A 13,013-nucleotide genomic window follows, 5' to 3' on the forward strand; every position below is an offset into this window, starting at 1 on the left:
AAAGCCGAAGCACCTGATGAACCATTCTGATTCAATCTACGAAGGGAGGTGCTACGGGCTACGCCCGTAGCACCTCCCTTGTTCTTTAACGAGATCGCTAAAAAAGGAGTGCTTCAACACCAACTGTCAGCGCCGGCATCTATCGGGCTGTGCATCTGATCGACGACCGCATCAGTGCCTGCCTGTTCCTCTCGCCCCGCCCGGACCTGCCGTCACACGCGTGGTTGGCGGGCCTGTTCGGCAAGGAAAAACTGGATGACGCCGATCGCGTCGGCCTGTTGCTCGGTCAGCCAATCGAGAAGGGCGCAGATACCGGAGCGACCGTATGCTCCTGCTTCGGCGTCGGCCGCAATACCATTTGCGATGCAGTGCGCAAGCAGGGATTGACCAGTGTCGCGCAGGTCACCACCTGCCTCAAGGCAGGTGGAAATTGCGGCTCATGCGTTCCCGAGATTAAAAAATTGTTGTCGGAAATCCTGATCGAAGAGGGCGCATAAGCATCAATCATCAATGACTGCCGGCATCGTGGAACGAGCCGGCGGCAAGCTGTGTCACTGGTTCGTTGTACCCCAGCAGCAGCCATGCCAGCAGCAACAGCGCCAGGCCGATGGTGGTCGACAATCCAGCCTTGCCGCGGTCGGCCAGCCGTCCGGCATGGGATGCAGCCAGTGCGCCGGCGGCACCGACCAGACCGAATAAGCCGATGGTGCCGTCCGAGTAGTTGAATGGCGTCGCCGCCAGCAGGAACGAAATCGATGTCCACAGCACGCTGAACACGGCAAAGATAAGGGCGCCCAGCAAAGCCCGGGTGCGCAGCACCGGTTCGCGCACGAATAAAGTCAGGATCGATGCTAGCAGGCGCGGGTAGTTGAGATGCTGAACCTGGTGATGGCGCGGCAACGCACGCCCGAGTGCGATTGCATTCAAAATCATCAGCGCCGCACCGAACCAGTAAACGGTTTGCCAGCCACCCAACGCCGACAGGTAGCCGGCCACGGTGCGCGCCAGCAGGATGCCCAGCAGCAGGCCGTTCATCACGTGGCCGACCACTTTGCCACGCTCTTGCGGTGCGGCCAAGGTCGCCGCGAATGGCACCAGCACTTGTGACACCACAGAAAACAAGCCGGTCAGCGCGGTGCCGATGAGTACGAACAGCATACTTTGCGCGCTGGCGGTGATTAGCAAACCGCAAGCCGAGAGCAGGGTCATCACCACAATCAGTCGCTTGCGTTCCACCATGTCTGCCAGCGGCACCAGCAGCACCAGACCCAACGCGTAGCCAAGCTGGGCTACGGTCACGATCAAGCCAGCGCTGCCGTTGGAAATACCGAAGCGCGAGGCGATCGTATGCAGCAGGGGTTGGGCGTAATAGTTGCTGGCCACGGCGACCCCGGTGGCGATCGACATCACGATGACCAGGCTGGCACTGAGTTTGGAGGTTTGTGTATTTGTCATTTAAGGTCGACTTTAATCATCCAGGCCGACACTTTATCCGTTATCAGCAGACGCTGCTGCGGGTCGCCACAAACGGCGATTTCTACGTCAAAATAGGAGCACAAAAAACTCACCACATTTTACTTTTTGCTTAATTCCTGTTCACCAAGGAGCTTTACATGAGCCAAAGCAGCGAAGCCCGCCCGCCGTTTCCACCCTTCACCCGCGCAACCGCAATCCAGAAAGTAAGGATGGCCGAAGACGGCTGGAACAGCCGCGATCCTCAGCGCGTAGCGCTGGCCTATACGGTTGACAGCAGCTGGCGCAATCGCCACGAATTCCCGCAGGGACGCGAGCAGATCGTGCAGTTCCTGACCCGCAAATGGGAGCGTGAACTGGAGTGCCGCCTGATCAAGGAATTGTGGGCCTTCGAAGGCAACCGCATTGCGGTGCGTTTTGCCTATGAGTCGCACGACGCTGAGGGCAACTGGTTCCGCTCCTATGGCAACGAGAATTGGGAGTTTGCCGACAACGGCCTGATGCATCGGCGCTACGCCAGCATCAACGACCTGCCGATCAAGGAAGCGGAACGCAAATACCACTGGCCGCTAGGACGCCGACCGGACGATCATCCAGGCCTGAGCGAATTGGGTTTATAACAACATGGTGCGGCTGGCGTGAAAATTTATTCGGAGCGATACAATAGTGTCCTCTTCATTAGCCCGGACACTAACTGCCATGACTGTTCGCACGCCACCAACCCGCTGTTGCAAGACTGGAATACCCGGTACGGATTGCCGCCTTTCGATCTGGTCAAGCCCGAGCATTTCGCGCCGGCCCTGGCTGTGGCGTTGCCGGCCCATCTGGCCGAAATCGATGCAATCGCCAACCAACCGGCTGCGCCCGATTTTGCCAATACGCTGGCCGCGTTTGATGCCAGCGGCCGCCTCAACAGCCGCATCAGCCTGCTGTTTGAAAACCTCAGCGCCAGCGAAACCTCGCCGGCACTGCAAGCGGTTGAAGTCGAACTGGCGCCAACACTGGCGGCGCACCGGAATGCGATCTACCTGCATGGCGGTTTGTTTGCGCGGATTGATGCGTTGTACGCACGACGCGCGGAACTGGATCTGGACCCGGTACAGTTGCGTTTGTTGGAACGGGTGCACCTGGATTTTGTGCGCGCCGGTGCCAACCTGCCGCCGCAATCTCGGGCCCGTTATAGCGTCCTGACCGAACGGCTTGCGGCCCTGAGCACGACCTTCACCCAAAACGTGCTGGCCGACGAATCCAGCTTTGCGCTGGAACTGGCAGACGAGGCGGCACTGGCCGGCTTGCCCGATTTCTTGCGCGCAGCGGCGCGTGTGGCGGCACAGGAGCGTGGCTTGCCGCCAGGTAGTCACGTAATTACGCTGTCGCCATCGCTGGCCGAACCTTTCCTGACGTTTTCCGAACGGCGTGACCTGCGCGAAGCCGTATGGCGCGGCCGCACCGCACGTGGTGCCCACGCTGGCGCGCATGACAATCGTCCGATAGCTGCCGAAATCATCGCCTTGCGCCAAGAGCAGGCGCGATTGCACGGCTATCCCACCTACGCCGATTACCAGTTGATCGACCGCATGGCCGGCCATCCGCAAGCCGTCTTGGCGCTGTTAGGCAAGGTCTGGGAACCGGCTAAAGCCAAGGCCGAAGAAGATCGCCCAGCACTGACTGAGATGGCGCGCAGTCTTGGCCAGCCGACTCCGATCGCAGCGTGGGACTGGCGCTACCTGGCCGAGAAAGTACGGCAGGCCCGTTACGATCTCGATGATGCCGAACTGAAGCCCTATTTTGCGCTGGAAAACATGATCGCCGCGATGTTCGATTGCGCCCAGCGCCTGTTCGGCATCCGCTTTGTCGAGCAGCATGGCATCGCGCTGCATCATCCCGATGCGCGCCTGTGGGGAGTACGTAACCGTGAGGATGTAGTGATCGGGCTGTTCATCGGCGACAACTACGCGCGCGCCAGCAAGCGCAGCGGTGCCTGGATGCACATCTTCCGCAGCCAGTCGGGTCATAACGGCGGCACGCTGCCGATCGTCATCAATAACAACAATTTCGCCAAGGCCGAGCCGGCGTTGCTGAGTTTCGACGATGTGCGTACGCTGTTCCATGAATTCGGCCACGGCCTGCATGGTCTGCTATCGCAGGTGCAGTACGAACGCCTGGCCGACACTCAGGTGCTGCAGGATTACGTTGAATTGCCGTCGCAGATTTTCGAAAACTGCGCCGAAGAAGAAGTAGTGCTGCAACGTCATGCACGTCATTACCAGAGCGGCGCGGCGATTCCGCCAGCGCTGCTGGAGAAACTGGAACGTGCGCGGCAGTTTGACCAGGCCTGGGCCACCATCATGTACGCCGGCCCGGCGCTGATCGACATGGCGTTACATTCGTTGCCGAACGGCAGCAAGGTCGACCTTGCTGCCTTTGAAGCGCAGCAGTCCGAATTGCTGGGCATCCCACAGGACATCGGCCAGCGCCATTACCTGAGTCATTTCCAGCATCTGTTCGCCGGTTCCGACTATGCTGCCGGTTATTACGTCTACATGTGGGCCGAAGTGCTGGATGCGGATGCTTATGATGCCTTTATCGAAGCTGGCGACCCGTTCCAGCCAGCCATTGCCGAGCGTTTGCAGCGCCACATCTACAGTTCCGGCAACAAGCAGGATCCAGCACAGGCTTTCCGCGCCTTCCGCGGCCGCGATCCGAAGGTGGAGCCGATGCTGGCCAAGCGCGGGTTGATTGCTTAAGTAGTCTTTGCGGCGGCAGATTTCAACTCACGCGTTCGCCGGAGTGACGGTTTGGGCGTAACAAGTGGGGTGGGCAGTTTTTGTCCATTCCTGCCAAGACAGGTGCATTTGCCGTTATGCGTGCGCACAAGCGCCACCCCGCTTGTCGTTGATGGCCATGAAAAATCGCGGGAATACGGCGGAGAGCGAGATTTGCAAGAAATATTGGCGCCGCAGGCGCCGCAGAAATGACGTTGGCAGTCAGCCGGGGGAATAGCGTTGCGGCGGTAATTTAACCGCTCCGGTACTAATCTATGCTTCTAATGGGTACTTTCGCTGCACTTCCAGCCGCACTTTGACTCTGTTCTTGCCGCCGGTGCGTCAATCACGAAACCGATACCGCGCACTGTGCGGATATAGCCGTCGCCAATCTTGCGCCGCAAATTGGCTATGTGGACGTCCAGCGTATTGCTGGCATTATTGCGGCCACCTGGCACTGCTAGTTCTTCCAATGTACGACGCGTGACCACGCGGTCGGCCCGGATCAGCAGCGTGCTCAGCAACAGGCATTCGCTAGCGGTCAGTTCCACCTTCCGCTTCCCCACGGTGACACAGCGGGTCGGCACGTGCAGTGACAAATCACGTAAATCCAGGGTTTCACCGTCGAAACCGTAACTACGGCGGACCAGGGCGCGCACACGTGAGATCAGTTCGACCATCACAAAGGGCTTGACCAGATAATCGTCGGCACCACTGTCGAAGGCAAGCAGACGATCGTTGATGTTGTCACTGGCGCTAAGGATGATCACCGGCAAGCAGCTTTTCTCACGCCGCAAGCGCGCCAGAAGATGCAGACCTTCGCTGTCCGATATGCCCAGCAGTAGCAAATCACAAGTACCCGTCTCCAGTGCGCGCTCGGCATCGATTAGCCGACGCACCCACACTACTACCAAGCCTTGCTCGGACAGGACGATACGCACATGGTTGCCGAGATCAAGGTCACCTTCTATCAGCAGTATCTTCATAGGATTGCATTTAAGCACATCAATATGAAGAAAAAATGAAGAGGCAGTTGCTGCGCGACTCTTCACGCTCTTCACGCTGTACTCATGAATGACTCACCCATTCTTCATATTATCTATGGATAATTGCCTATTTGTTAATTTTCCAGAAAGAGCTGAATATGAAAAACCGTCATATAAGATCATCTCCCTCCGGTAATGCTTACGTTATTTCAACAACTCGCCCTTCCGTCGGCGTATTGGTGGTGCTTTGCGTCGTCGGCCTGTTATCGGCTAAAAATTCCAGCGCGCAACAAGCCAAGACCGGCGCGGCGACTGACAGCACGTTCGTCATAGGCGCCGGCATTGGTAGCGGACCACGTTATTCAGGCTCTGACCAGAACGTAGTCAAGCCGCTCCTGTTGCTGGATTATTCCAACCCGAATGGTTTCTTCATTAGCACCGCGCGCGGTATTGGCTATAGCACTAAGCTTGGCAGGTTCAGTTATAGCGCGGCATTGAATTACTGAGGCGGCCGCTCAGAGAACGATCGAAACAACGGTTTCTCTGACGGTAGTTCGCGCCTGCGCGGTATGGGCGACATCGAGCGATCGATCAATTCCATCCTGGGCTGGGGTTACAGTCCTGCAGAGTGGCTTGATCTGAACGTAAGGGCCGATCTCGCAGTGTCCCAGAGAAATAACGGCAATGCCTTCCACTTCACTGTTTCCAGCCCGTTCTACGCCGACGCTAAAGACAAATTATCGCTGGCGACGACGGCCAGTCTGGGCGACAGCAAATGTATGCAAACCTATTATGGCGTCACCGCGTTGCAACAAGAAAATTCGGGGTTCAACGCTTTCACGCCCAAAAGCGGCATCTATCAAGTAAGCGCTAACCTTAACTGGACGCATCAGTTTGACGCCAAATGGGCCCTGCATAGAACATTGCGGATGACGCGCTTGCAAGGCGATGCGGCCAAGAGCCCGCTGACGGGTCGCCGGCTTGCGCCGAATGCTGTTATGTTCGTGACCTATGCGTATTAAAACTGTGGCGCCGTCTCCAGCAATGAAGAGCAGCACGTCCACGGCAAAAAGCTGATCCCGCTTGTCGCGGCAACCGATTGCATTGTTTAAATCGGCTTGCCACTGCCAAAGATTGCCGTTTTTCAGCTATGCTGACGACGTAGCCCGGTAAGTTAATCAAGCTGTGGCGGATTATGGATTGAGATAGTTGCGAGGCTCTATTGATGAAGTCGTCGATACGTCCAGAGGCTCAGCGCAGCGTCGCGCCCGTACTGCGGCAGCATTTTGCGGAACTGCCAAATCATCATGTCTGTTGAGGCTGCCGACATCGCTGGCATCGCTGGCATCGCTGGCATCTCTGATGTATTAATCGTCGGCGCCGGGCCGGCCGACTCGCATCTGGCGTGGTTACTGGCCCAGCAAGGCTTGCGGGTGACCATCATCGACCAGGCCGCATTCCCGCGCCCCAAGGCGTGCGGCGGTGGGCTTTCGCGCAAGTCGATGGCTCTGCTTGGCTTTGATCTCGGCTCCACCCTGCACCGTCCTATCGACGCTGCGATCCTGAACTATGGTCACCGCGACGCTGTCATCAAGGAAATGCAGCCGATTGCCGCCTGCACCGTTGTTCGCAGCGAGTTCGACCAAATGCTGCTGGATCGCGCCAGCGCCGTCGGCGCACACTTCCTCGCTGAAACCGCATTCGTCAACGCCACCGAGAGCGCCGAGACAGTTCGCGTCAACACCAGCCGCGGGCTGTTGCGCTGCCGTTTGCTGCTGGCCGCCGACGGTGCTGCCAGTGCGGTGCGTAACACGCTTTTTGGCAAGGATCTGGTGTCTTACGTGCCGGCGTTGGAGGCGATGGTTTGGCCGGCGCCCGATGCTCTGGAACGCTTCGGCCAGCGTGCGCTGTTTGACTTCGAGGGCATGCCGCACGGCTATGGCTGGATTTTTCCCAAGCGCGATCACTTCAATGTCGGTGTGTACTCACCTTTCGGCGGCGCCGCGCTACGCCGCCACCTGGATCGCTTCACGGCGGCATATGCCAGCTTGCAGCAGGTACAGAGGATTGCATATCACGGCTACATCATCCCGCTGGCCAACCGCCACCAACTGTTCCAGCGCGGCCGGATTTGGTTGCTGGGCGACGCCGCCGGCCTGGCCGAAGCATTGTTCGGTGAGGGTATTTATTTTGCATTGAAGAGCGCGACGATTGCAGCCAGAGCGATTGCCGAGGATGGTTTGCGCGCCGATTCCGAGCGCTACAGCCAACTGCTGCGACACGAGCTGCTGCCCGAACTGCGTGCCGCATCATGGATGGCGCAACTGATCTACCGCTTCCCCCAATTCGCCTTCTCGCATCTGGTGTTGAACCAGAAGATCAACCATGATTTTGCGCGGCTTATCAGTGGCGACATCAGCTACCGTGAATGTCTGCGCAAGACCGCGCTTAACCTGCCGCGCTGGCTGCTGCCGAGCAAGGCGCCGGAATCGACGGCCGACAATTTCTGCTAGCGGATTGTCAGAAACCTGGCAGCCGCATGGTCTGCTGATCCCCGGCCTCGGCACGCTCATGGCCAAGCAGCCATGCCTTGCGCTCCAGGCCGCCGGCAAACCCGGTCAGTTTGCCGTTAGCGCCGACTACCCGGTGGCACGGCACGATGATGGCAATCGGATTAGCGCCGTTGGCGCTGCCGACCGCACGCGCACCGTTGTGCTGGCCGAGTTGCGTTGCCAGTTTGCCGTAGGTGGTCATCCGCGCCGGTGGAATCTGGCGCAATGCGGCCCACACCCGCTGCTGGAATTCGCTACCGTTGGTGGCGACATCAATCCCCTGCAACGCATCCAGTTCGCCTGCGAAATAGCGCAACAGCGCCGGCCCGGCGCTGGCTGGCGAAGTGGCATCGCTCAAGCTGTAGTGACCGTAGTGGGTAGTGAGCAAGCTGCGCATGCGCAATTCATAATCCTCGAAGTCGAGCGCACGCACGCGATCCTGGCTGTCCGTGACCAGCAGGATGACGCCGATGGGCGAGGGGACGCGGCGGAGAAACAGATTCATGACGGCGCTCCTGTCGGACAGCTGTATTTAGCATCTGACGACAGTCTACAGATCGGTGGACTTTTTTGCAGCTTGAGTCTTGCGGTCGCATTCTCTGCCGGGACAAGCAGGTGGCGCAGCATGCTGGGGTAAACAGGGGATCCACATTACTGAGCTGCTTATTAAGGGAATGACGGGGTCGCCGAGACGGGGTCACCAGAACAGGCGTCGCCAGAACAGGCGTCGCCAGAACAGGCGGCCTGGGCAGGGGGTAGGGCCGGAGCGCGGAGCAGGGCCCGCCCAGACTCTGCTGCCGAGCCAGGGGGTGCCCGCCAAGGCGCGATGCGACATGAGGAAAGCCCCCATGTCTAACCGCAATCCCCACCTTATTTCTTGAAGCGCGCTTCAGCCAGTTTGTCGGCAACGACGCTGGTTGGCAAACCTTCCGAGTCGGCACGCTTGAACACTTCGGCCAAGGTGACGCCAATTTCGCGCACGTGTGCCTCCACATCGGCTTGCGGTTTTTGGTAATACTCGTAGCAGACCTTGATGATGCCGCCGGCGTTGATCACGAAGTCCGGCGCGTACAGGATTTCCTTGCGACGCAGCAGTTCACCGATATCGGCGGTGGCCAGCTGGTTGTTGGCGGCACCGGCGACGATTTTGGCTTGCAGGCGGCTCAGGGTGGCCGGGTTAAGTGTAGCGCCGAGCGCGCACGGTGCGTAGATGTCGGCCTGGACGTCATAGATGGCGTCGGGCGCGACCACTTCGGCGCCGAGTTCGTTGCGTGCGCGTTCCAGTGCAGCCTGATCGATATCGGTAACGATCAGCCTGGCGCCGGCGGCGTGCAGACGGCGCGCATAGTCGTAGCCAACATTGCCCAATCCTTGTACTGCAACGGTCAATCCTTGCAGCGAGTCGCGTCCCAGGTAATGCTTGACGGCCGCCTGGGCGCCGACGAAGCAGCCTAGCGCGGTGAATGGCGATGGATCGCCGCTGGCGCCGAGACCGGCAACGTATTTGGTTTTGGTGGCGATATGCGCCATGTCGGCCGGGCTGGTGCCGACGTCTTCCGCCGTGATGTAGAGGCCGCCAAGGCGTTCCAGGGCTTCGCCTATGGCTTCGAACAAGGCGGGAGTCTTGGCAGTTTTCGGATTACCGATGATGACGCTTTTGCCGCCGCCGATAGCCAGCCCGGCAACCGCGTTCTTATAAGTCATGCCGCGCGAAAGGCGCAGTACATCGTTGACGGCGACGGCTTCGCTGGCGTAGTCCCACATGCGGCAACCGCCCATGGCCGGGCCAAGGTTGGTGTTGTGGACAGCGATGATACCTCTGAGGCCGGATTTTTCTTCCGAAACGAAGACTACTTGTTCGTGGTGATCGAAATTCAATTCGTTAAAAATGAAAGTACTCATGCTTTTGGCTTCGTACGGATAGCATGCGCGCGTCCGGGTAGGAGGGGCTATGGTTTTCCGGTGTTCAAGGGTTAACAGTAATTGTGCTGGAGTTGACGAGCGGTTAGCGTCGGCAACGGCATTGCCGTGATTGTGTCACGCAGGCGAGAGTGTAATTTATCGTCATGTGAAACTCAATCGGGTTCGTCGGCAAGCGAATAAATTACCGTATTGATAATGCAGAAAACAACAGTCCCCGGGCATGGATTGCCCGAATTATTTTGGCTCTTCGCGCGCCGCCGCCTCGCGCAGCTTGTCCTTCTTACTCTTACTCTTGCGCTTGCCTTTGATGCCGCCATTGGACGGCTGGGTATGCGCATCGCCGGTTGCGGTTGCAGCGAGCGCAATCTCAACCGGTTCGAAGCCGGCAACTCGCTCACGCACGCACTTCAGATGATGTCTTTTTTCTATCATGCGGAAATGCGCGTCGCTGTCGGCGCTGACGAAGCTGATCGCAATACCGCTCTTGCCGGCGCGGCCGGTGCGGCCGATGCGATGTGTGTAATCGACCGCTGAACGCGGTAAATCGTAGTTGAGCACCACCGGCAGTTGGGCGATGTCGATGCCGCGTGCGGCGACATCGGTGGCAACCAGCACTTGCAATTTGCTGGCCTTGAAATCCGCCAGTATCTCGTTGCGCGCGCCCTGGCTGAACTCGCCGTGGAAGGCGCTGGCCTTGATGCCGGCGCGTTGTAGTTTTTCCGCGATATGTTCCGCTGCGTATTTGGTGACAACGAAAACCAGCACCCGGCCCCAGTTGTTTTCTTTCAGCAGATGCCGCAGCAACTGCGTGCGCCGGCCGGCATCGACCAGAATCACGCGCTGTTCGATAGCGGGCTGGTTCTGCGCCAGCGCCGGGATGGCAATGTGCGTCGGCTGTTGCAGCATCCTGGCGGCAAGGGCGTGCACATCGGCGGCAAAAGTCGCCGAGAAAAACAAGCTCTGGCGATGCTTCGGCAATTGCTCCAGAATGCGTCCGATCTCGTCGGCGAATCCCATGTCCAGCAAGCGATCCGCTTCGTCCAGCACCAACACTGACACGCTACCGAGGCTAAGCGCATTATGGTCGACCAGGTCCAGCAGGCGGCCCGGCGTCGCTACCGCGATGTCGGCGCCGCCGCGCAGATCCATCATCTGCGGATTGATCGACGCGCCGCCGAACAGCGCGACGATTTTCAGAGGTTGCTCGGCCGCCTGCGCCAGCAGGCGTATGGCTTGCGCAGTCTGCTGCGCCAGTTCGCGCGTGGGCACCAGAATCAGTACACGTAGCCGCCGTGGTTTTTCGCTGCGGGCTTCCAGCAATATCTGCAGCAACGGCAACGCAAATGCGGCGGTCTTGCCGGAGCCGGTTTGCGCCGCAGCCAGCACATCGCCGCCGCGCAGAATGGCGGGAATCGCTGCGAGCTGGACCGGGGTTGGCGTCACATAACCGCGTTCAGCGATGGCATGCAGGATGGCAGGGGACAGACCCAGAGAGGAAAATGACATGATGGCGGGCCTTGACAGCGTATTGGGAACAATGAAGCGCGCCGGTTTCCGGCTTGCGGGTCGCCATCTTACCATTTGCAGATAGGCGGATTGCGGCGGATTGCACGAGCGCCGGATGTTCTCTAGAATCGTTGGCGGAACAACCCCATGTGTATTGCACCGATGGCACAGCCGTTCCAACGTCGCTCGGACGGTTCCGGGCGCTTACGTGAGAGAAAAACATGTCTGAATCCCCAACTCCGCGCAGATTTTCGCGCATTGATCGCCTGCCTCCCTACGTGTTCAATATTACCGCCGAACTGAAGATGGCGTCGCGGCGAAGATATTGTCGATATGTCGATGGACAATCCAGACGGCGCCACGCCGCCGCACATCGTCGACAAGTTGATCGAAGTATCGCAACGCACCGACACCCACGGTTATTCCGCCTCCAAAGGCATTCCGCGTTTGCGGCGGGCGATTACGCATTGGTACAAGACGCGCTACGAGGTTGAATTCAATCCGGATACGGAGGCCATCGTCACCATCGGTTCCAAAGAAGGCCTGGCGCACCTGATGCTGGCAACGCTTGATCGCGGCGATACCGTGCTGGTGCCGAATCCGAGTTATCTGATCCACATTTACGGCGCCGTCATCGCCGGGGCCGATATCCGCTCGGTGCGCATGAGCCCCGGTGTGGATTTCTTTGACGAGCTGGAACGGGCGATACGGGAAAGCTATCCGAAGCCAAAAATGATGGTGCTGGGTTTTCCCTCCAACCCGACTGCACAATGCGTCGAACTGGAGTTCTTTGAGCGCGTAGTCAAGCTGGCCAAGGAGCACAACATCCTGGTGGTACATGACCTGGCCTACGCCGATATCGTTTTTGACGGCTGGCAAGCGCCGTCAATCATGCGGGTGCCGGGCGCTCGCGATGTCGCGGTGGAGTTCTTCACGCTCTCGAAGAGTTACAACATGGCTGGCTGGCGCATCGGTTTCATGGTCGGTAACAAGGAACTGGTGGCCGCCCTGGCGCGCATCAAGAGCTATCACGACTACGGCAGCTTCACGCCGGTACAGGTAGCGGCGATTGCGGCACTGGAAGGCGATCAGCAATGCGTCAAGGACATCTGCGCCAAGTACCAGAGCCGCCGCGACGTGCTGGCCAAGGGGTTGCATGAGGCCGGTTGGATGGTAGATATTCCAAAGGCGTCGATGTACATCTGGGAGCGTATTCCAGAAGCTTATCGCCACCTCGGATCGCTGGAATTTTCCAGGCAATTGCTGGAAAAAGCCAAGGTTTGCGTCTCGCCCGGCATTGGCTTTGGCGAATATGGCGACGAATACGTGCGCTTCGCCCTGATCGAAAACGAAGCGCGGATCCGTCAGGCCGTGCGTGGCATCAAGGCCATGTTGCGGGACTAATGACGCAGCAGCCGGATGAGGCGCAATGCCATCCGGCTATTTCAACATCGTGATTACACACTCGCCGCTACCTGCCAGCACGCAGCCACACGCAGCCACACGCAGCCACACGCAGCCACACGCAGCCACACGCAGCCACACGCACGGCACTGCCGGGCCACTTTTCCGGCTGACAGAAAACGTCACCACGAATGACAAGCGAGGGCAGTTTTGGCGCTTGGCAGACCTACGATTACCCGGCTTTTGGTGACCACATAGGCAATATCAAGGTAATCTGCCGAGCATTTACGCTGAATTCCTGGCCACACTTGTTGGGCATGAAACTTGCTGCCAAGCATGTAATTCTTTCCCAGTTCAGCTGCAACCAATCCGGCGCAGATTTGCGCTGCGCATGCAAATGCGAC

9 protein-coding genes and 3 pseudogenes are annotated in these 13,013 nt (G+C 58.8%); 6 read left to right on the forward strand and 6 right to left on the reverse strand.

Features of this window, described 5'->3' with window-relative positions; translation table 11 throughout:
* Positions 1–128: 128 nt before the first annotated feature.
* Positions 129–497 (forward strand): annotated as a pseudogene (locus ACIQ0R_RS02240) ((2Fe-2S)-binding protein); the annotation flags it as partial.
* Positions 498–507: 10 nt separating this feature from the next.
* Here the strand turns inward: ACIQ0R_RS02240 and ACIQ0R_RS02245 are convergent.
* Complete coding sequence (locus tag ACIQ0R_RS02245) at positions 508–1,455, reverse strand: MFS transporter (RefSeq protein WP_395823270.1); 948 nt, start codon at positions 1,453–1,455, stop codon at positions 508–510.
* A 158-nt stretch (positions 1,456–1,613) separates the two neighbouring features.
* Here ACIQ0R_RS02245 and ACIQ0R_RS02250 point away from each other — a divergent pair, with 158 nt between their 5' ends.
* Positions 1,614–2,093, forward strand: a complete 480-nt coding sequence (locus ACIQ0R_RS02250) for a DUF1348 family protein (protein ID WP_395823272.1) — start codon at positions 1,614–1,616, stop codon at positions 2,091–2,093.
* Between the two features lie 108 nt (positions 2,094–2,201).
* Positions 2,202–4,220 carry a M3 family metallopeptidase gene (locus ACIQ0R_RS02255; protein ID WP_395823274.1) on the forward strand — a complete coding sequence of 673 codons (2,019 nt, stop codon included), beginning with the start codon at positions 2,202–2,204 and terminating at the stop codon, positions 4,218–4,220.
* Between the two features lie 299 nt (positions 4,221–4,519).
* Here the strand turns inward: ACIQ0R_RS02255 and ACIQ0R_RS02260 are convergent, their stop codons facing one another.
* The gene (locus ACIQ0R_RS02260; protein ID WP_395823276.1) at positions 4,520–5,224 is read right to left on the reverse strand and encodes a winged helix-turn-helix domain-containing protein; all 705 of its coding nucleotides are present in this window, start codon (positions 5,222–5,224) and stop codon (positions 4,520–4,522) included.
* A gap of 158 nt (positions 5,225–5,382) precedes the next feature.
* Here ACIQ0R_RS02260 and ACIQ0R_RS02265 point away from each other — a divergent pair.
* Positions 5,383–6,246 (forward strand): annotated as a pseudogene (locus tag ACIQ0R_RS02265) (MipA/OmpV family protein).
* A 285-nt stretch (positions 6,247–6,531) separates the two neighbouring features.
* Positions 6,532–7,737, forward strand: a complete 1,206-nt coding sequence (locus tag ACIQ0R_RS02270) for a geranylgeranyl reductase family protein (protein WP_395823278.1) — start codon at positions 6,532–6,534, stop codon at positions 7,735–7,737.
* A 7-nt stretch (positions 7,738–7,744) separates the two neighbouring features.
* Here ACIQ0R_RS02270 and ACIQ0R_RS02275 read toward each other — a convergent pair whose 3' ends face one another.
* The 4 genes from ACIQ0R_RS02275 to ACIQ0R_RS02290 all read right to left on the reverse strand — a co-directional run bounded on the left by ACIQ0R_RS02275 (position 7,745) and on the right by ACIQ0R_RS02290 (position 11,205).
* Positions 7,745–8,281, reverse strand: coding sequence for a methylated-DNA--[protein]-cysteine S-methyltransferase (locus ACIQ0R_RS02275; RefSeq protein ID WP_395823280.1), 537 nt, complete (start codon positions 8,279–8,281; stop codon positions 7,745–7,747).
* Between the two features lie 192 nt (positions 8,282–8,473).
* Complete coding sequence (locus ACIQ0R_RS02280; RefSeq protein ID WP_395823282.1) at positions 8,474–8,626, reverse strand: hypothetical protein; 153 nt, start codon at positions 8,624–8,626, stop codon at positions 8,474–8,476.
* A gap of 20 nt (positions 8,627–8,646) precedes the next feature.
* A complete protein-coding gene (locus tag ACIQ0R_RS02285; protein WP_395823284.1) occupies positions 8,647–9,678 on the reverse strand; it encodes a Glu/Leu/Phe/Val dehydrogenase in 1,032 nt (343 codons plus the stop codon).
* Between the two features lie 255 nt (positions 9,679–9,933).
* Positions 9,934–11,205, reverse strand: coding sequence for a DEAD/DEAH box helicase (locus ACIQ0R_RS02290; RefSeq protein ID WP_395823286.1), 1,272 nt, complete (start codon positions 11,203–11,205; stop codon positions 9,934–9,936).
* A 221-nt stretch (positions 11,206–11,426) separates the two neighbouring features.
* On the opposite strand from ACIQ0R_RS02290, the pseudogene alaC reads away from it, so the two are divergent.
* Positions 11,427–12,609: pseudogene (gene alaC / locus ACIQ0R_RS02295) on the forward strand (alanine transaminase).
* Positions 12,610–13,013 lie beyond the last annotated feature (404 nt).

This window comes from Collimonas sp., from assembly GCF_044339385.1.
In the GTDB taxonomy this organism is placed as follows: domain Bacteria; phylum Pseudomonadota; class Gammaproteobacteria; order Burkholderiales; family Burkholderiaceae_D; genus Collimonas.